Annotated in this window: 19 protein-coding genes; 9 read left to right on the top strand and 10 right to left on the bottom strand. The window is 67.5% G+C overall.

Features of this window, described 5'->3' with window-relative positions; all coding sequences use genetic code 11:
- Window positions 1–7 precede the first annotated feature (7 nt).
- Entirely contained in the window at window positions 8–919 is a 912-nt protein-coding gene (locus ACZ0AA_RS03420; RefSeq protein WP_463512151.1) for an EamA family transporter, read from the top strand.
- A gap of 6 nt (window positions 920–925) precedes the next feature.
- On the opposite strand, the gene ffh is transcribed toward ACZ0AA_RS03420, so the two are convergent.
- From ffh to ACZ0AA_RS03400, 4 genes are all read right to left on the bottom strand, one after another.
- Window positions 926–2479, bottom strand: a complete 1554-nt coding sequence (gene ffh / locus ACZ0AA_RS03415; protein ID WP_400860645.1) for a signal recognition particle protein — start codon at window positions 2477–2479, stop codon at window positions 926–928.
- Window positions 2480–2492: 13 nt separating this feature from the next.
- Window positions 2493–3014, bottom strand: coding sequence for an RNA polymerase sigma factor (locus ACZ0AA_RS03410; protein ID WP_400860646.1), 522 nt, complete (start codon window positions 3012–3014; stop codon window positions 2493–2495).
- On the bottom strand, window positions 3011–3628 hold the full coding sequence (locus tag ACZ0AA_RS03405) for a hypothetical protein (RefSeq protein WP_463512150.1): 618 nt from the start codon (window positions 3626–3628) through the stop codon (window positions 3011–3013). Before ACZ0AA_RS03405 ends, ACZ0AA_RS03410 begins: the two co-directional genes overlap by 4 nt.
- 71 nt (window positions 3629–3699) lie before the next feature.
- Window positions 3700–4296 (bottom strand): TetR/AcrR family transcriptional regulator, encoded by a 597-nt coding sequence (locus tag ACZ0AA_RS03400; RefSeq protein WP_400860649.1) that lies wholly within the window; start codon window positions 4294–4296, stop codon window positions 3700–3702.
- Window positions 4297–4391: 95 nt separating this feature from the next.
- On the opposite strand from ACZ0AA_RS03400, the gene lipB reads away from it, so the two are divergent.
- Complete coding sequence (gene lipB / locus ACZ0AA_RS03395) at window positions 4392–5045, top strand: lipoyl(octanoyl) transferase LipB (RefSeq protein WP_400860651.1); 654 nt, start codon at window positions 4392–4394, stop codon at window positions 5043–5045.
- Window positions 5042–6031, top strand: coding sequence for a lipoyl synthase (gene lipA, locus ACZ0AA_RS03390; protein ID WP_463512149.1), 990 nt, complete (start codon window positions 5042–5044; stop codon window positions 6029–6031). The genes lipB and lipA overlap by 4 nt, the downstream gene beginning before the upstream one ends.
- 21 nt (window positions 6032–6052) lie before the next feature.
- Here lipA and ACZ0AA_RS03385 read toward each other — a convergent pair whose 3' ends face one another.
- From ACZ0AA_RS03385 to smc, 3 genes are read right to left on the bottom strand one after another with little or no spacing between them, the layout of a single operon-like run.
- Window positions 6053–6553 carry a DUF2004 domain-containing protein gene (locus ACZ0AA_RS03385; RefSeq protein ID WP_053095921.1) on the bottom strand — a complete coding sequence of 167 codons (501 nt, stop codon included), beginning with the start codon at window positions 6551–6553 and terminating at the stop codon, window positions 6053–6055.
- 44 nt (window positions 6554–6597) lie between these two features.
- Window positions 6598–7470 (bottom strand): signal recognition particle-docking protein FtsY, encoded by an 873-nt coding sequence (gene ftsY, locus ACZ0AA_RS03380; protein WP_400785749.1) that lies wholly within the window; start codon window positions 7468–7470, stop codon window positions 6598–6600.
- 24 nt (window positions 7471–7494) lie between these two features.
- A complete protein-coding gene (gene smc / locus ACZ0AA_RS03375; protein ID WP_463512148.1) occupies window positions 7495–11037 on the bottom strand; it encodes a chromosome segregation protein SMC in 3543 nt (1180 codons plus the stop codon).
- A gap of 540 nt (window positions 11038–11577) precedes the next feature.
- Here smc and ACZ0AA_RS03370 point away from each other — a divergent pair.
- From ACZ0AA_RS03370 to ACZ0AA_RS03345, 6 genes are all read left to right on the top strand, one after another.
- Complete coding sequence (locus tag ACZ0AA_RS03370) at window positions 11578–11856, top strand: hypothetical protein (protein ID WP_400860655.1); 279 nt, start codon at window positions 11578–11580, stop codon at window positions 11854–11856.
- 13 nt (window positions 11857–11869) lie between these two features.
- Complete coding sequence (locus tag ACZ0AA_RS03365; protein ID WP_463512147.1) at window positions 11870–12691, top strand: GNAT family N-acetyltransferase; 822 nt, start codon at window positions 11870–11872, stop codon at window positions 12689–12691.
- A 65-nt stretch (window positions 12692–12756) separates the two neighbouring features.
- Window positions 12757–12957, top strand: coding sequence for a hypothetical protein (locus ACZ0AA_RS03360; RefSeq protein WP_463512146.1), 201 nt, complete (start codon window positions 12757–12759; stop codon window positions 12955–12957).
- On the top strand, window positions 12954–14033 hold the full coding sequence (locus ACZ0AA_RS03355) for a GNAT family N-acetyltransferase (RefSeq protein ID WP_400860658.1): 1080 nt from the start codon (window positions 12954–12956) through the stop codon (window positions 14031–14033). Before ACZ0AA_RS03360 ends, ACZ0AA_RS03355 begins: the two co-directional genes overlap by 4 nt.
- Before the next feature lie 89 nt (window positions 14034–14122).
- Window positions 14123–14818: an ABC transporter ATP-binding protein gene (locus tag ACZ0AA_RS03350; RefSeq protein WP_463512145.1), complete on the top strand. Its 696-nt coding sequence runs from the start codon at window positions 14123–14125 to the stop codon at window positions 14816–14818.
- Window positions 14815–16137: a permease gene (locus ACZ0AA_RS03345; protein WP_463512144.1), complete on the top strand. Its 1323-nt coding sequence runs from the start codon at window positions 14815–14817 to the stop codon at window positions 16135–16137. Before ACZ0AA_RS03350 ends, ACZ0AA_RS03345 begins: the two co-directional genes overlap by 4 nt.
- Before the next feature lie 3 nt (window positions 16138–16140).
- On the opposite strand, the gene mutM is transcribed toward ACZ0AA_RS03345, so the two are convergent.
- Genes mutM through rpmF form a run of 3 tightly spaced genes read right to left on the bottom strand, consistent with a single transcriptional unit; the run spans window position 16141 to window position 17916 of the window.
- Window positions 16141–17004, bottom strand: coding sequence for a bifunctional DNA-formamidopyrimidine glycosylase/DNA-(apurinic or apyrimidinic site) lyase (gene mutM, locus ACZ0AA_RS03340; protein WP_463512143.1), 864 nt, complete (start codon window positions 17002–17004; stop codon window positions 16141–16143).
- Window positions 16997–17689 carry a ribonuclease III gene (rnc, locus tag ACZ0AA_RS03335; protein ID WP_400860664.1) on the bottom strand — a complete coding sequence of 231 codons (693 nt, stop codon included), beginning with the start codon at window positions 17687–17689 and terminating at the stop codon, window positions 16997–16999. Before rnc ends, mutM begins: the two co-directional genes overlap by 8 nt.
- A 17-nt stretch (window positions 17690–17706) precedes the next feature.
- Window positions 17707–17916 (bottom strand): 50S ribosomal protein L32, encoded by a 210-nt coding sequence (rpmF, locus tag ACZ0AA_RS03330; RefSeq protein WP_314841597.1) that lies wholly within the window; start codon window positions 17914–17916, stop codon window positions 17707–17709.
- Window position 17917: the final 1 nt, after the last annotated feature.

Below are 17917 nucleotides of genomic sequence, written 5' to 3'. Positions count from 1 at the left end.
GACACTCATGAACCGGCTGACCATGTTGCTCCTCACCTCGCTGGCGCCGCTCTCCTGGGGCACGACCTACATCGTGACGACCGAGCTGCTGCCCGCCGATCATCCGCTGCTGGCTGGCCTTCTCCGGTCGCTGCCCGCGGGTCTCGTGGCGCTTGCGATAGGCCGCACTCTGCCTCCTCACGGTTGGTGGCTGAAGTCGCTGGCTCTCGGCATCCTCAACATCGGCGCCTTCTTCCCGCTGCTGTTCCTGGCCGCCGAGCGATTGCCGGGCGGCGTCGCGGCGGCCGTCGCCGGAGTGCAGCCGCTGATCATCCTGGGCTTGGGCGCACTCGTACTCCGCGACAGGATCCGCCCTCTCACTGCCACTGCAGCCGCGGTCGGCGCCGGCGGTGTCGCTCTCGTGGTTCTGGGTCCGGCCGCGGAGCTCGACATCGTCGGGATCATCGCGGCGGTCGGGGGCGTCAGCGCGACCGCTCTCGGGATGATCCTCACCAAGCGCTGGGGCCGCCCATCCGGCGTCGGGCCGGTCGCATACGCGGGCTGGCAGCTGACTGCGGGCGGGTTGTTCCTGCTGCCTCTCGCGCTCGCGTTCGAGGGGCTCCCTCCGTCGATCGACGGCCGCGCAGTTCTCGGCTACCTCTGGCTGGGTACCGTTGGCGGTCTGATCGCATACACGCTCTGGTTCCGCGGCATCCAGGAGCTGCCCGTCATCGCCCCCGGACTGCTCGCTCTGCTCTCCCCCGTCATCGCGACGATACTGGGCACGCTCCTCGCCGGAGAGACGTTCACGCCGATTCAGGCCGTCGGAATGTCCCTCGTGCTGGGCGCGCTCGTCACGGGACAGCTTGCAGCGCTGTGGAGGCCACGAAGGGGCTTCACACCGTCGACCGAGGAGGCTCTCGCGGCGACCCGTCCGTGAAGAACGTCAGCTCTTGCCGAAGAGCTTCTGGATCTCTGCGAGATCTGCTTCGCTCGGCGCCTTGGCGCCACCGAGACCGAAACCCGAGCCTGTCGGCGTGGAGGCCGAGGTGAGCCCCGCATTCTCCGCAGCACGCTTCGCGGGGTTGCCCGAGCGGGATCCGCCCGAGGACTTGCCCTTCTTGCCGCGCTTCGACGACGCACCCGGCTTGCCCATACCGGGCATGGAGCCCATTCCGGGGATGTTCGGTGTGCCGCCGCGGGCGACGGTCTTCATCATCTTGGCTGCCTGATCGAAGCGCTGCACGAGCTGGTTGACGTCCGTGACGGTCATTCCCGAACCACGCGCGATGCGCAGACGACGCGAACCGTTGAGCACCTTGGGGTTGCGACGCTCGCCCGGTGTCATCGAACGGATGATCGCCTCGGTGCGGTCGATCTCGCGCTCGTCGAAGTCCTCGAGCTGCTGCTTCATCTGGCCCATGCCGGGAAGCATCCCCAGCATCTTCTTCATCGAGCCCATCTTCTTCATCTGCTGAAGCTGATCGAGGAAGTCTTCGAGGGTGAACTGCTCGGTCGCGAGCTTCTCGGCCATCTTGACGGCCTCTTCCTCGTCGAAGGCCTGCTGAGCCTGCTCGATGAGGGTGAGGATGTCGCCGAGATCGAGGATCCGGCTGGCCATGCGATCGGGGTGGAAGGGCTCGAGGTCTTCGAGGCGCTCACCCGTCGAGGCGAAGATGATCGGGCGACCGGTCACGGATGCGACGGAGAGCGCTGCACCACCGCGGGCGTCGCCGTCGAGCTTCGAGAGGACGACGCCTGTGAAGTCGACGCCTTCCTGGAACGCGCGAGCAGTGTTCACCGCGTCCTGACCGATCATGGCGTCGATCACGAAGAGGACCTCATCGGGGTCGGTCGCCTTGCGGATGTCGGACGCCTGCTTCATGAGTTCCGCGTCGACACCGAGGCGACCCGCGGTGTCGATGATGACGACGTCATGCTGGTGGCGGCGCGCATGCTCCACGCCGTCGCGCGACACCTTGACCGGGTCGCCCACGCCGTTTCCGGGCTCCGGGGCGTAGACCGTCGCGCCGGCCTGCTCAGCCACGACCTGGAGCTGGTTGACGGCATTCGGACGCTGCAGGTCGGCCGCGACGAGAAGGGGCGTGTGCCCCTCGCCCTCGAGCTGCTTCGCCAGTTTGCCGGCGAAGGTCGTCTTACCGGAGCCCTGGAGCCCCGCGAGCATGATGACGGTCGGCGCGGTCTTGGCGAACTGCAGACGACGCTGCTCTCCGCCGAGGATCTGCACGAGCTCTTCGTTGACGATCTGCACGACCTGCTGCGCGGGGTTCAGCGCCTTGCTGACCTCGTCGCCGAGCGCTCGCTCGCGGACCTTCGCGGTGAACTCCTTCACCACGGTCAGCGCGACGTCGGCGTCGAGCAGTGCACGACGGATCTCGCGCACGGTGCCGTCGACGTCGGCCGCAGTGAGCTTTCCCTTCGTGCGAAGGTTGCGGAAGGTCTCGGTGAGCCGATCGGAGAGCGTGCCAAAGGTAGCCATGGTGAGACCGAGTTTACGCGAATCCGGCACCATTCTCCGCGCTCGGAGCGGCACCGACCGCGAGCTCGGCCCTGAGCAGTTCTCGGGCGCGGGCATAACGCCCGCGCGCGGTCGACGAAGGGATGCCGAGAAGCTCCGCCGCGTGCACGAGCGGCAGCCGATCCCAGTGCACGAGCCGGACGATCTCCGCGAGATCGGGATCGAGCCGCGCGATGGCGTCCCGCACCTCGAGTCCCTCGTCGGCAGCAGGCGAGCTGTGCCTCTCCCGCCCCTGCATCCGCAGCCGATCCGCGAGCGCCCAGCGCCTCCGCTGGCCCCTCTCGTGGTTCGCGAGCGTGCCTCGGGCGACGCCGAAGAGCCACATCCGAGCGCGTTCCGGTTCGTCGGGAAGATCGGATGACCGACGCCACGCGATGACCATGGTCTCGCCGAGGAGGTCCGGTGCGTCGTCGGGGCCGACCCGACGCGAGAGGTAGGCGAGCAGGTCGGCAGCGCTCACCTCCAGCGCCCGGGTCAGGTCTGCATCTCGACTCATTCCCCGTCCCCCCAGTCCTCGTCGTCGCAGTGCACCTGACTGTGGGACTCGGCTCCCCCGAGCGTCTCGCTGGGGAAGCCGTTCTCGGCGAGCTCCTCGTGCACGAGTTCGTCGACAGCCACTCCGTGCGCAGTCCAGGCATCGAGGTCGGCCTGCCGGGGGTCGGGCTCGGCCTGCGTGTCCGCCGCCCGATCCTCCTCCAGCTCGGCCAGGATCCCCGGCACGAGAGGGGCTGCCGCCGCCTCGACATCGGTGGTCGCGAACCAGTCATCGATGATTCGATTGACCTCGGCGTCGATGAACAGGTCGTGTGTGTCGAGCGCGCTGAACCTCAGCTCGCACTGCCCCCAGGTCGGCGAGGTGTATCTGTAGATCCGATCCGGATCCTCGAGACCAGGGCTCCAGAGCCAATCGGACGACGCCACCGCCACACCCGTGCCGCCGATGAGGAAGAGAGCCAGCGCAGCGCTCAGCACGGTTCTCCGACGACCCCGACGAGGCGATCGAGTCTCGGCGCGCGCTGCGAGGATCACGGCCCGGATGTCCGCGGGTTCCGGCTTCGAGTGGGGAGGCGCGGAAAGATCGAGCATCTCGTCGAGCGGGTCGGTGGCCATGGTGTCTCCTCGGTCGGGAACGGTGTCTCACTCCTGACCTGTCCGGCTCGCGCGATTTCGTCCGCGGGAGATCAGGGCGCCGAGACGACCCACGGCAGTCGGCCGATCGCCAGCACGGCGTCGGCGAACCGGTCGCCCACGGAACCTCGGCCGGCGCCGCCCTCAGCCCACGCGCGCACAGCGGCGAGCACAGCCGCAGCCCAGGTCGCTGCGGCGATGTCCGCCGTGAGGGCGGCGACACCGGAGCGTCGGGCGAGATCGGCCAGCGCTGCCGCGAGACGAGCCTGGCGCAGAGCGGCATCCTGTTCGAGTTCGTCGTCGAGACCCATGGCCGACGAGTTCGTCATCGCGAGAGCGAGGCTGTCTGGCGCGAAGTCCGCGACGAGAGCCGAGAGGATGCGCCTCACCTGCGTGCCGTCGCGATCCTCGGGTTCTGCGACCAGGTCCTCGACTGCGCGACCGATCCGGTCGTCGAGGCCGGACCAGAGCACGTCGCTCTTCGACGAGAAGTAGTTGAAGAAGCTCGAGCGGCTCACACCTGCCCTCTGGGTGATGTCGGCGACAGAGGTCGCGTCGTATCCCCGCTCCAGGAACAGCTCGCAGGCAGCTTCGGCGAGGGTCTCGCGCGAAGACGCCTTCGGCCGCCCCGCTCTGCTCGTGCTGCTCATGTCAACACGCTACCGCGCGTCGCCGCCACGCGCCTTCGGCAGCACGGAGGAGTATTCTTAGACGCAATCCATCAATTGACCGAGAGCGACCGCACATGCTCGACATCCTCACCCCGGGGTTCGCCCCGCACTGCATCCCCTACACCGACGGCTGGGATCTGCAGCGCCGCACCCACGCCGACGTCGTCGACGGCACTCGCCCTGACACGCTCATCCTTCTCGAGCACGAGGCGGTGTACACCGCCGGCAAGCGCACCGAGCCGCAGGAGCGCCCGACCGACGGGACACCCGTGATCGACGTCGACCGCGGCGGCAAGATCACCTGGCACGGACCGGGGCAGCTGGTGGGCTACCCGATCGTCCGGCTGCCCGAGCCGATGGACGTCGTCGCGCACGTGCGTCGCCTCGAGCGCATCCTGATCGACGTGCTCCGGCCACTCGGCGTGGACGGATACCAGGTGGAGGGGCGCAGCGGGGTGTGGGTACGCCGTCCTCTGTCCGAGGACAAGGTCGCGGCGATCGGCGTGCGCGTGCAGCAGGGCGTGACGATGCACGGCTTCGCGATCAACTGCGACAACAGTCTCGCCGGGTTCGGCGGCATCATCCCCTGCGGGATCACCGACGCCGGAGTCACCACGGTGAGCGAGGTCATCGGGGCGGACGTCTCCCCCGTCGACATAGCCGACTCGGTCACTGCAGCCTTCCTTGCTGAATACATGACAGCCGACCACGCAGGAGCATACGCATGACCGCCGCACCCGAAGGACGCAAGCTCCTCCGCCTCGAGATCCGCAACGCCGAGACTCCCATCGAACGCAAACCGGAATGGATAAAGACGAAGGCGAAGATGGGGCCCGAGTACACGGCGCTCCACTCGCTGGTCAAGAGCGAAGACCTCCACACCGTCTGCCAGGAAGCCGGCTGCCCCAACATCTTCGAGTGCTGGGAGGACAGAGAGGCGACCTTCCTCATCGGCGGATCGCAGTGCACGCGCCGGTGCGACTTCTGCCAGATCGACACGGGCAAGCCCGATGCCTACGACACGGACGAGCCGCGCCGTGTCGCCGAGAGCGTCGTGCGGATGAACCTCCGCTACGCGACCGTCACCAGCGTCGCACGCGACGATCTGCCCGACACCGGCGCCTGGCTGAACGCGGAGACCGTGCGGAAGATCCACGAGCTCAACCCGAACACCGGCGTCGAGCTGCTCGCCAACGAACACAACGCCGATCCCGCGTTCCTCGGCCAGATCTTCGATGCCCGCCCCGAGGTCTTCGCGCACAACGTCGAGACCGTGCCTCGCATCTTCAAGCGCATCCGTCCGGCATTCCGATACGAGCGCTCGCTCGACGTGATCACCCAGGCGCGGGACGCCGGTCTCATCACCAAGTCGAACCTGATCCTGGGAATGGGCGAGGAGCCCGAAGAGGTCGTGCAGGCACTGAACGACCTGCACGATGCCGGATGCGACATCATCACCATCACGCAGTATCTGCGCCCCTCCCCTCGCCATCTCCCCGTCGCCCGATGGGTCAAGCCCTCGGAGTTCGTCGAGTTCAAGGAGGAGGCGGAGCGGATCGGCTTCCTCGGCGTGCTCGCCGGACCTCTGGTGCGTTCGTCCTACCGAGCGGGTCGGCTGTGGGCGCAGTCCATGGCGTCGAAGGGACGCGAGATCCCCTCGCACCTCGCCCACATCGCCGAGAGCGCGGATCTCGGCTTCGCTCAGGCGGTCTGACCGAAGCCGAGGTGGTGAGCGTCAGTCGGCGCTCATCACCGACTGCACGCTGCCGTCCGAGCCGAGGTTCACCAGCAGGACGTCGTCAGTGGTGGTGGCGTCGAGCGCGTACTCCAGCACGGCGAAGGGCTCGGACCCACCGTGTTCGTCGGCGAGGATCGTCATGCTCATGAGTCGCAGGGAGCGGATGATGTCGACGGCGGCGTCGCCGCTGACGTCGACGAGGACGTCCTCGAGTTCATCTCCGTAGGCCTCCTGCTGCTGCAGGATGTACTCGGTGACCTCGCTGGTGCGATCATCGACCTCTGCGAGCATGCCCCGCCTCGAGACGGCGTCGACGTTCTCGATGCCGGCGATGAGCGAAGCGGCGATGTCGAGCGCGTCGGCAGAGACATCGTCCTGGTCAGGAGCCGTGAGATCGACGGTGACGCTCTGGTCACCGAGCTCCACGGTCTCAGACCAGAAGATCGAGCCGTCGGGCCCTGAGGACAGGAGTCCGAAGTAGTCGTGTTCGATCGCCATAACGCTATGAAACCAGCCTCGTGCTCGCGGCGGTAGTCCCGTAATCAGCCGACGAGCGACTGGACGAAGACATGGGGGGTGAAACCGGTCAGATCATCGATGCCCTCGCCCTGGCCGAGAAGCTTGACGGGGATGCCGGTGCGCTCCTGCACAGCGAGGACGAAGCCGCCCTTGGCCGAGCCGTCGAGCTTGGTCAGGACGAGTCCGGTGACGCCTGCATGCTCGAGGAACGCCTCCGCCTGCATCACGCCGTTCTGACCCGTGGTGGCGTCGAGGACGAGCAGGACCTCACTGATGGGAGCCTGCTTCTCGATCACCCTGCGGATCTTCGAGAGCTCGTCCATGAGCCCTCCCTTGGTGTGCAGTCGGCCGGCCGTGTCGATGATCGCGATCTCGATCCCCTCGCGCTGAGCGAACTCGACGGTCTGGTAGGCGACTGACGCCGGATCCTGGCCCTCCTGCTGAGGGCGGACGATGGCCGCTCCCCCACGCTGAGCCCAGGTGGCGAGCTGATCGACCGCGGCCGCGCGGAACGTGTCGGCTGCTCCGACGACCACACTGCGCTGGAACCCGCGGAGGAACTTCGTGAACTTGCCGATCGTCGTGGTCTTGCCGACGCCGTTGACGCCGACGACCAGCACGACCGCGGGCCGCTCGGTGAGCTTCAGGGTCGTGTCGAACTTCGCGAAGTGCTCCTCGAGCGTCTCCCGCAGCATCCGCTGGAGATCCTGAGGATCGGTCGTGCGGTAGCGCTCGACCTTCTCGCGCAGCTCTTCGACGACACGCTCGCTGATGTCGGGGCCGAAGTCGGCCGTGATGAGGGCCGTCTCGAGGTCCTCCCACGTCGTCTCGTCGATAGTGGGCTTGACGAACATCCCGCGCAGCGCGCGAGTGAGGGACCACGACTTCTCCGCCATGACTCCAGCCTACGGGTAGCGCCGTCAGCCGGCCGCCGCCCGGTCGCCCACGCGCTGTCCGACCACCGCCGACACACCGTCCTGGCGCATCGAGACCCCGTAGAGGGCGTCGGCGATCTCCATCGTCCGCTTCTGATGCGTGATGATGAGCAGCTGCGAGCTCTCGCGAAGCTGCTCGAAGACGGTGAGCAGGCGGCCGAGGTTGGCATCGTCTAGGGCCGCCTCGACCTCGTCGAGGATGTAGAACGGGCTCGGGCGTGCCTTGAAGATCGCGACCAGCAGGGCCACGGCCGCAAGGGAGCGTTCGCCGCCCGAGAGCAGAGACAGCCGCTCGATCTTCTTGCCGACCGGACGCACCGAGACCTCGATGCCCGTCGTGAGCATGTTCTCCGGATCCGTGAGCGAGATGCTTCCGGATCCGCCCGGGAACAGCAGAGGGAAGACCTCACCGAACGCGACCCTCGTGTCTTCGAACGCGCTCGCGAAGATCGTCTGCATCCGCTCGTCGAGGTCGGCGATGATGGTCAGCAGGTCCTGGCGCGTCTGCGTCAGATCCGCGAGCTGCTCTGTGAGGAAGGCGTGGCGCTGCTCGAGCGCCGCGAACTCCTCGAGCGCGAGCGGGTTGACTCGACCGAGCTGCGCGAGCTTGCGTTCGGCGTCGGCGAGCCGGCGCTGCTGAATCCGGCGATCGAACGGGATCGCCGTGTCGTCGAGGAGGTCGTCTTCCGCTACCACGACTCCAGGATCACGGGGAACGGGCTGATCGGGGCCATATTCCGCAACGAGAATATCTTCATCCAACGCGAGTTCGGAGGCCACGCGCTCAAGCAGGCTGTTGAGGTGCAGCTTCTTCTCGTGGATCTGCAGCTCGAGGCCGTGGACGCTTTCCGTGAGCCCGGCGAGCCTCTCCCGCAGGGAGGTCTCCTGCGCGCGAAGCGCGGTGAGCTCGTGGTTCTGTGCCGATCGGGCGGCTTCGGCCTCGGCCAGCGCGACCCGAGCCTCGGTGACAGACCGATCGATCGAGTCCAGGATCCGGGGAAGCTCCTGCGCCACTCCGGATGCCGCTTCGCGCTGTGCGCGCCGGATGACCGCTCGACGTGCTGTTTCGGCGGCGGCGTCCCGCTCCTGTTCGCGCTGTCGCTCGAGGCCGACAACACGCGCCTGTGCAGCGCGAACACGCTCGCGGAGCGTCTCGATCTCCAGACGAGCTCGGACTTCATCTTCGCGCGCCAGCTCGAGCGCTTCGAGCAGACCATCACGCGCAGAGGCATCCAGCACGGGCCGTGGAGCGGCGACGGCCGCGTCCAACTCTGCCCTGGCGGCTTCGGCCTTCGCCTCCGCATCCTGCACCGCGCCCTGCGCCTGTGCGAGTCCCGCCTCGAGCCGCTCGCATTCGGCGACCGCCGACTCGTGGGTCACCGTGATGCGATTCACCTGTTCCGCATGAGTGGCCAGCGCGGCGTCGTGCTCCCGCAACGCTCGAAGCGCGTCCTTCGCCTGGCGACGGGACGTCTCCACAGCCTCGTCGGCGTCCTCGCGAGCCTCACGCAGTGAATCGACGATGACCTGCACCTCGGCCAGGCGCTCGTTCGCCGCGTCCCGTTCGGCGGCGAGCTCGAGACGGGAGCGCTCGCCTCCGGATCCGGTACGAAGCGTCTGCGCGGTGACGACGTCACCGGCCGTCGTGACGATCGTCGTGGTGGTGTCGCCGGCGACGTCGAGCGCGGCTCTCGCAGTGCGCGCCGCGTCGAGGCTCGCGGCGATGACGACGTGAGACAGGATTCCGAGGACGCCGTCCGGAGCCGTGACCGTATCGACCGCCGGCGTCACACCGTCGAGAGCGGGCAGCTCGATCGACGGGCGCGTCGCGTCGGCGACGACGAAATCCACCACTCCCCTGCGCTGGTCCGCCGCATCCCGTGCGAGAGCGAATGCATCGGTGGCCCTCTCCACGAGGACGCCTTCGGCCAGCGAACCGAGCACGGCAGCGATCGCGGCCTCGAACCCGTTCCTGACCTGCACGGAGTCACCCACAAGGCCGCGAACACCCGCGCCGCCTGCCTTCACGATCTCGGCGGCGCCTCCGGAGATCGCGAGCGCGCTTCCGAGTGCCGCCGATTTGGCGGTGAGCGCGTCGACTTCACGCTCTGCCGCATGCAGGCGTTCGCGGAGTGTCTCTCGCTCGGCCTCGGCTGCCGTGGCGGCACGTTGCGCACTCTCGTATGCGGCGGAGTGCTCTGCTGCTGTCCCCTCCGGGGCTTCCGCGTCATCGATCGCCTCGAGTGCTTCGGCTGCGGCGCGGCGACGCGCGTTCGCCGCCTCGAGCGCGTTCTCCTGCCGCAGAACCGCACCGCGCACCGCGGCCAGGGCCGACGCGGCCGCATCGGCTGTTCCTCGCAACGAGCTGAGCCGCATGTCGTATTCCGACACGAGTGCGCTCTGCTCGGCGATGTCCACATCGAGCGTGTCGAGTTCCGCGCGTGCGTGCACCACCTCGCGGCTCGCCACGGTCGCGGCGTCCTGAGCGTCGCCGAGGCCCGCGGAGATCTCGGTGATCTGGTCCTTGGCCTCGTCGATCGTGCTCTGAGTGACCGTGACGGCTGTGACCGCCGCGTCGTCCTCTTCCGAGCCGAGCAGCGCGAGTCGCTGATTGGCGAGGGTGTACAACCCGCGCATCCGCTCCTGCACCTGCTCGAGACCGAATGCCACTCCTCGCGCCTGATCCACGGCGATCGAGTTCTGATCCTGCTCAAGGCGCGTGATGCTCCCTCGCACCGCCTCGGCCTGATCGGACAGCACGAGTCGTTCGGTGTGCCGCTCGTGCTCCGTGCGAGTGTGATCGGCGAGTGCCGTGCGCAGCGCGACGACGTCGTCTGCGAAGATGCGCGCCTTGGCATCACGCACGACAGCGGCGATCGTCTGCGCTTCTCGGGCGATCTCGGCCTGGCGGCCCAGAGGCTTGAGCTGACGTCTGATCTCCCCCGCGAGGTCGCTCAGTCGAGTGAGGTTGGTCTCCATCGCGTCGAGCTTTCGGAGGGTCTTCTCCTTGCGTCGGCGGTGCTTGAGGATGCCTGCGGCCTCTTCGATGAATCCACGACGGTCCTCGGGCGAAGCCTGGAGCACGGTGTCCAGACGCCCCTGACCGACGATGACATGCATCTCCCGGCCGAGACCGGAATCGCTGAGCAGCTCCTGCAGATCGAGCAGCCGGCAGTTCTCCCCGTTGATCGCATACTCGCTCGCCCCGTTGCGGAACAGTGTCCGACTGATCGTCACCTCGGCGAATTCGATCGGCAGGGCGCCGTCGCTGTTGTCGATCGTGAGCTGCACCTCGGCGCGACCGAGCGGCCCTCTCGTCGACGTGCCGGCGAAGATGACGTCCTCCATCTTGCCGCCGCGCAGAGTCTTCGCTCCCTGTTCGCCCATGACCCAGGCGAGGGCGTCGACGACGTTCGACTTGCCCGATCCATTGGGTCCGACGATGCAGGTGACGCCCGGTTCGAACACGAAGCTGGTCGGCTGCGCGAAGGACTTGAACCCCTTGAGGGTCAGGCTCTTCAGATGCATGCGCGTGCCGCGCTTCCGGGGTGAATCACGCCCACACGCTACCGGAATGACGGCTCAGAACCGGCATCCCGCGCGGGAGCGGAGTGAACCGGAATCAGGCGCGACACGCCGAACCACGCCGGAGGTGCTTGACGGACACGCCCGGGTTTCGCTACCGTAACCTCCGGATCGCCACACGAAAAGGAGGTTACCGATGATCACTCAGCTCACTGCTCAGGCCACTGGCCTCGCCGCGCCATTCGCGCCGCGCCTTGCGCACTCGGTAACCACCGGCGTCCGTTTCGGCGCTCTCTCGTAGAACCGCAGCCCGAGAACTCCGCCCCGAACCACTCACCGGTCTCCGATCGATGACGGGGCTTCTCGCTCGCGTGTCTCCGCGCCCCACCCTCTGATCCCTACCGGATCACGGATCACCGCCGACCCCGGCGATCGCCTTCCGGCGCGCTGGGCTCTCGACTCTCGTCGCGCTCCGCCGGCCGTCTTCGCGGCGCTCTGCGTCAGCGCTGACCCATCACCACCACTCACCTCGAAGGAATCATCGTGAACACCACGCTGTATCGCAGCATCCCCCACCCTCCGGATACCGAGGACCATCAGGTCCTCCACATCCCCGCACCCGATGAGCTGCGGCGCCTCGCGCTGGCAGATCGTCTCTCGCTCAGGATCGGCCTCTGGCTGCTCCAGCGGGCTCAGCGCCCTCGTCCGGCGCACCGCGTCACCGGCCTCGAGGCGGACGCGCTGCATCTCGATCGGCGGAACCGCACCGCGGGCGAGACGTATGCCCTGCTCACCTACGACCTGCAGCGTCAGCTGCGCTGACCTGGAGATCACCATGAGCATTCCGCTCACCGCAGATGCGTCGCTGCATCCGCTCGTGCTGCCGGCACGGGCGGATGCGGCTGACGCGGCTGAGTTCCGCGAGCTCGCTCGGGTACGCAACGCCGTCTATCGCGAACTCACCGGTCGCACCGAACAGGACCTCACACCAGAGGCGCTGCTTCCGATCCTGCGCTCCCGCAAGGATCGCACGACCGCGGTGTGGACGGTTCGCGTGGAAGGAGAGATCGTCGGACGCACTGTCATCGACATCCCGCACGAGGAGGGGTCGCGTGTGGCCATCGCCTCGATCGAGATCCACCCGCGCGTCTGGGGACGGGGAATCGGGACGGCGATCCTGCCGCACGTCGAAGCGTTCGCTCGACTGCATGACCGCACGGTCGTGCAGAACTGGACGGAGCAGCAGGCGAGCGAAGGGCCGAGACTCGAAGCCCGGACCGGCTTCGGCAGCGTGCCGGACGACCACGTCGCGCGATTCCTCGTCCGCCACGGGTTCAGCCTCGAGCAGGTCTACCGGGTGAGTCGACTCGAGGTGAATCCCGAGACGGTTCGGCGTGCTCAGGAGCTGCGCGAAGACGCACGCGCGTTCTCTCAGGACTATCGCGTCATCCGGTGGATGCTCCCCACGCCGCCCGAGCATGTCGAGGGCTACGCGTGGCTCAAGTCGCGCATGTCGACCGATGCGCCGTCTGCCGATCTCGAGACCGACGAGGAGGTCTGGGATGCCGAGCGCCTGATCGCTTCTGAGAAACGAGTGGAGGAGATGGGCAGGTCATCCAGGTCACCGTCGCGCAGCACGTCCGAACGGGCGAGCTGAGTGCCTTCACCGAGCTCCGCATCGGACCGGATCTGGGCGCCACCACCCATCAGCACGACACTCTGGTGCTCAAGGAGCATCGCGGCCACCGATTGGGACAGCTCGTGAAGTGCGACGCGTTCCTGTCGTGGGCGGGCGTCGCCCCCGGGTCCCCCGACGTGATCACCTACAACGCCGAGGAGAACCGGCCGATGCTCTCGATCAATGAGGCGATGGGCTTCACGGCCATCGCCTATGAAGGCGCCTGGAAGAAGGAACTGTCATGACGACCACCACACTGACGGTCACGCCGCTCGTCATCCCCGCCACCCTGGACGCCGCGGACGGCTCGGACTTCCGCGCCTACGGAGAGCTCAACCGGCAGATCTGCGACGAGCTGGTCGGCCTGCCGGACATCGCCCCCGACGCCGCGCAGATGCTCGCATCCTGGCAGGACTCCAGCGACACGCTGCAGACCGGATTCGTGGCCAGGCACGGTGACGAGATCGTGGGCATGATCACGATCGCCTACGCCAGGGAAGCGGATGCGAAGGCGGCCGAAGCCGACCTCCTCGTGCCCGAGAAGCACTGGGGAATCGGCGTCGAGGATGCCCTCCTCTCACTCGCGGAGTCGGAGGCTCGGGCCCATGGTAGGTCTCTGGTGCAGATATGGACGCTCCACCGACCGGTCGAATCCGAACGGATGATCTCCCCGAAGACGGGCTGGGGCCGAATCCCCGCGAATCCGCTGTCGGATGCTCTCGAAGCCCGCGGATACGACTTCGAACAGGTCGAACGCAACAGCGAGCTGGATCTGCAGTCGGATCCCGCTCCGCTCCTGGCAGCTCTGGAGTCGGCGCAGGCGGCAGCGGGCGATGACTATCGCGTGCTGCAGTGGATGGCTCCGACACCGTCCGAGTTCCGAGACGGCTATGCGGCGATCCTCGCTCGCCTCTCGACAGATGCCCCGAGCGGCGAGATGGACTTCGTCGCTGAGGAATGGGACGCGGAGCGAGTCGTGCGACGAGAGAGACGGCTGACCGGCGCGGGTCAGGCTCTGTCGATCGTCGCGGTGCAGCACGTGCCGAGCGGGGACATAGTGGCGTACAACGAGCTGCTCGTCGGAGCGGACCGATCTGGAGTCACACACCAGCTCGGCACCCTGGTCTCTCGGGGGCACCGCGGGCATCGGCTCGGCACTGTAGTGAAGTGCGCGAATCTCCTGCACTGGCGAGAGGTGATGCCGCTCTCTCCCACGGTCTCCACTTTCAACGCAGAGGAGAACCGGCCGATGCTGAGCATCAACGAGGCGATCGGGTTCGCGCCGGTCTCCTATGCCGGAGCGTGGCAGAAGCGGATCTGACCGAGATCATCCGAGCGGTGTAGGCGCGCGCAGATTGATCATCCGCCTGGCCGATGCCGCACCCCCGGTGGCGTCGCGAGGCTGGAAGCATGAACGACTCCGTCCTCGACGCACGCTCCCTGACCAAGTCCTATGGCACCACCCGCGCACTCGCCGGGGTGGATCTCACGATCCATCGCGGCGAGTCGGTGGCGATCATGGGTGCCTCCGGATCCGGCAAGACGACACTCCTCCATGTGCTCGCCGGCATCGTCACGCCGGACTCCGGCACAGTGACCTTCCACCCCTCGACCGGGCAGCCTGTGGAGATCGCGGGACTCGGTGAATCCGCTCGTTCGCGATTGCGCAGGGAGAGATTCGGGTTCGTCTTCCAGCAGGGGCTCCTCATCCCCGAGCTCACTGCCGTCGAGAACGTGGCGCTCGCCTCGATGATCAACGGAGTGAAGAGAGCGGATGCCACGGCCCATGCCGCCTCCTGGCTCGCCGCGCTGGGCCTCACGGGGATGGAGGACCGCCGCATCGGCGAGCTCTCCGGCGGGCAGGCGCAGCGCGTCGCGATCGCACGGGCCCAGGCCACCGGCGCGGACCTCGTGTTCGCCGACGAGCCGACCGGTGCGCTCGACTCCCACACCTCGCAGGACGTCATGAACGCACTGCTGTGGTCGACGACCGGGCAAGGGCGGACGCTCCTCGTCGTCACCCACGATGCGGACGTCGCCGCGCGATGCTCGCGCGTCGTGGCGGTTCGCGACGGACAGATCGTCTCATCGGCGGTGTCCGCATGAACGCGCGAGTTCTCGCACTCCTTCTCCGACCGGCGAAAGGAGAGAGCGCTGTCCTCGCGCTCCCTGTGGTCGCCTTCGGCGTCGTCACCGCTCTGGTGCTGACCGTCGTGGGCGGTGCGCAGTCCTTCTGGACATGGACCGACGACTACGCGCCGATCTATCAGGCACTGGCTGCAATCGCTCTCGTGCTCCTCGTCGTGCCGCTGATGAACCTCGGTGGAGCGGCAGCGCGCCTCTCGGCCCGCCGCCGCGAAGAGCGGCTCTCGACCCTGCGTCTTCTCGGCGTGACCCCGATGGGTGTCAGCGTCGCCACCGTGATCGAGTCGATGCTCGTCGCGGCCGCAGGTGCCGTCGCCGGAGTGGTCGTCCATCTGGCGACCGCTCCCCTGATCGGGCTCATCCCGTTCCGTGGCACGGCTCTCGGCGCCGGTGCTGTGCTGCTCTCTCCCCTCAACATCGTGGCGGTCGTGGGCGGGGTCCTCCTTGTGGCGGCCGGCAGCGCCGTGCTGGGTCTCCGACGAGTGATCGTGTCACCGCTCGGGGTGCGCCTGCGGACGACGGCGTCGCCGGTGCACTGGTTCCGTGCGATCATCGGCGTCTCGGTTCTCGCCCTCGTCTTCGTCCTCGTCAAGATCTTCCCGTCCGTCGCGGGTCTCGCGGTGACGATCACCGTTCTGGCAGTGCTGTTCGCGGTGGCGCTGGCCGTGCTAAACGTGATCGGGCCGTGGATCCTCAAAGTCACAGCATCGCGTCAGCTGCGCAGGGCCGACCGACCCGAGCGTCTGCTCGCCGCCCGTCTGGTACTGGACTCGCCCAAGGCGGCTTGGCGTCAGGTGAGTGGCATCGCGATGACGAGCTTCATGGCGGTGTTCGCGGGGACCGGCGTCTCTCTGATGAACGTGATGAGCAGCGGCGACGCGACGCACGCTGATGCAGCACTCGCCGCGGACATGCGCACCGGTCTCGTCGTCACGCTCGTCGCCTCTTTCCTGATGGTCGCAGCGTCCGTGGGAGTCAATCAGGCGGCTTCCGTGCTCGACCAGCGCGAGCTGCACCGTAGTCTGCACCATCTCGGGATGCCGCTCGACACCGTCGACTCGGCCCGTCGCCGCGCGATCATGTCACCGTTGCTCGTCACCGCCATCGGATCGGCGACCTGCGCAGCCGTGCTCGTGTTCCCTCTGCTCGGGATAGCCCTGATCACCGCGCCAGAGTCGCTGCTGACCATCGGCATCGTGCTCTCGGCAGGCATCGGAATCGTCTGGCTGAGCACGCGTGCCACCCGGCCGCTGCTGGCGCGGTCGTTCGAGACGGCATGATTCTCAGCGTCGGCGCTGGCAGCGCGGGCAGAAATGACTCGACCGGTTCATGAAAGCCTCGCGACGGATCAGAGTGCCGCACCGAGGGCATGGTTGACCGCCTCGACCGTACGCGTTGAGGGAGTGCGCGAAGTATCCGGCCTGGCCGTTCACGTTGACGTACTGGGCATCGAAACTCGTGCCTCCCTCGGCCAGGGCCTTCGCGAGCACCACTCGGATCTCGGCGAGGAGACGCCGCGTCGCCGATGTCGACAGGGCTGTCGCGAGAGTCTCCGGGTGGATGCGCGCTGCCCAGAGCGCCTCGTCCGCGTAGATGTTGCCCACCCCGCTGATCACCTGCTGATCGAGCAGCACTCGCTTGACAGCGCTGCCTCGCTTTCGGAGGGCGCGCTCGAAAGTGCCGTCGTCGAAGAGCGGATCGAGGGGGTCACGAGCGATGTGCACGACCTGCGTGGGAATCATCGTCGGACCGTCCGGCACGAGGCGGTCGACCGCCAGCGACCCGAACGTCCTCTGATCGGCGAACACGATCGCGAGCTCGCCATGCTGGGGGTGCTCGATGCCGATGCGGATCCGTTCGTGGCGCTCGGCTCCGGCATCCGGCGCGCGGAGCAGCATCTGCCCGCTCATCCCGAGGTGTGCGATCAACGCGGAATCGTCGGCGTCGAGCGGAAGCCAGAGGAACTTGCCTCGTCGCTCGGCGGCGGTGAAGGTGCGCCCCTCGAGTCGCGCGACGAAGTCGGAGGCCCCCGCGGGGTGACGAGTCAGCGCACGTTCGTCGAACACGCTCACCCCGGTGATGACGGAACCGACCGCCGCAGGAGCGAGACCTGCTCGCACCACCTCGACTTCGGGGAGTTCAGGCACGCTCGTTGAGGAAGCGCCACGCGCTCAGCGCGGCCGCCATCTCTGCGGTCTTCTTGCTGCTGCCCTTGCCGGTCATCTGCACATCGCCGACGCTCACGGTCGCCACGAAGCGACGATCGTGATCGGGACCGCTCGCCTCCACTGAATACTGCGGCGGGATGGCACCCACGCGCGCAGCCAGCTCTTGAAGACTGGTCTTCGGATCCATCGCAGCGCCATAGCGCTCGGGGTCTGCAAGCAGCGGCTCGGTCAGACGGAGCACGAGCTCGGTGGCCGACTCAGGCCCCGCTGACAGATAGGTCGCGCCGATGACGGCTTCCATCGTGTCGGCGAGGATCGAATCCTTGTCGCGTCCGCCCGTCTGCTCCTCGCCTCGACCGAGCAGCAGATGGCTGCCCAGATCGATGCCTCTCGCCACCTCGGCGAGAGCGACCGTCGAGACGACACTCGCGCGCCGCTTGGCGAGTTCGCCCTCATCGAGCCCTGGATGGGTCGTGAAGAGCATCACCGTCACGGCCTGGCCGAGAATGGAGTCGCCGAGGAACTCGAGACGTTCGTTGTGAGGGATGCCGCCATGCTCATAGGCATATGAGCGATGGGTGAGCGCCAACTCCAGAAGCTCCGCGTCGATGTCGACGCGGAGCTTCTCTGGGAGTGGTCTCGTCCCCCCAGGGACCTCAGTCACAGAAGTGAAGTCGCGACTCAGACGTCGGCGACCTTGCGGCCCTTGTACTCGAGGAACAGCTCGGTGCCCTGCGAGTCGGTGACGACCTTCGCCTGGTGGGGGCGGCTGTAGACGGCCTTGCCGTTCTCGATGGTCTTGACGAGAGCGATGGGCGCCGCCTTCCACTGCGCGCGGCGCGAGCGGGTGTTCGAACGGGATACCTTGCGCTTCGGGGGGTTACCAGCCATG

This window comes from Microbacterium sp. AC035 (genome assembly GCF_979258485.1).
Note: the sequence above shows the minus strand (reverse complement) of the source record. Positions and strands in the feature narration are given on the sequence as shown.

What these genes read in the sequence shown, in the direction of transcription:
- ACZ0AA_RS03355 (WP_400860658.1), top strand. Translation starts at nt 12,954, where the DNA reads ATGACGACCACCACACTGACGGTCACGCCGCTCGTCATCCCCGCCACC.
- ACZ0AA_RS03365 (WP_463512147.1), top strand. Translation starts at nt 11,870, where the DNA reads ATGAGCATTCCGCTCACCGCAGATGCGTCGCTGCATCCGCTCGTGCTG.
- smc (WP_463512148.1), bottom strand. Translation starts at nt 11,037, where the DNA reads ATGCATCTGAAGAGCCTGACCCTCAAGGGGTTCAAGTCCTTCGCGCAG.
- ffh (WP_400860645.1), bottom strand. Translation starts at nt 2,479, where the DNA reads ATGGCTACCTTTGGCACGCTCTCCGATCGGCTCACCGAGACCTTCCGC.
- ftsY (WP_400785749.1), bottom strand. Translation starts at nt 7,470, where the DNA reads ATGGCGGAGAAGTCGTGGTCCCTCACTCGCGCGCTGCGCGGGATGTTC.
- ACZ0AA_RS03405 (WP_463512150.1), bottom strand. Translation starts at nt 3,628, where the DNA reads ATGGCCACCGACCCGCTCGACGAGATGCTCGATCTTTCCGCGCCTCCC.
- ACZ0AA_RS03420 (WP_463512151.1), top strand. Translation starts at nt 8, where the DNA reads ATGAACCGGCTGACCATGTTGCTCCTCACCTCGCTGGCGCCGCTCTCC.
- ACZ0AA_RS03410 (WP_400860646.1), bottom strand. Translation starts at nt 3,014, where the DNA reads ATGAGTCGAGATGCAGACCTGACCCGGGCGCTGGAGGTGAGCGCTGCC.
- lipA (WP_463512149.1), top strand. Translation starts at nt 5,042, where the DNA reads ATGACCGCCGCACCCGAAGGACGCAAGCTCCTCCGCCTCGAGATCCGC.
- lipB (WP_400860651.1), top strand. Translation starts at nt 4,392, where the DNA reads ATGCTCGACATCCTCACCCCGGGGTTCGCCCCGCACTGCATCCCCTAC.
- ACZ0AA_RS03385 (WP_053095921.1), bottom strand. Translation starts at nt 6,553, where the DNA reads ATGGCGATCGAACACGACTACTTCGGACTCCTGTCCTCAGGGCCCGAC.
- rpmF (WP_314841597.1), bottom strand. Translation starts at nt 17,916, where the DNA reads ATGGCTGGTAACCCCCCGAAGCGCAAGGTATCCCGTTCGAACACCCGC.
- ACZ0AA_RS03345 (WP_463512144.1), top strand. Translation starts at nt 14,815, where the DNA reads ATGAACGCGCGAGTTCTCGCACTCCTTCTCCGACCGGCGAAAGGAGAG.
- ACZ0AA_RS03350 (WP_463512145.1), top strand. Translation starts at nt 14,123, where the DNA reads ATGAACGACTCCGTCCTCGACGCACGCTCCCTGACCAAGTCCTATGGC.
- ACZ0AA_RS03400 (WP_400860649.1), bottom strand. Translation starts at nt 4,296, where the DNA reads ATGAGCAGCACGAGCAGAGCGGGGCGGCCGAAGGCGTCTTCGCGCGAG.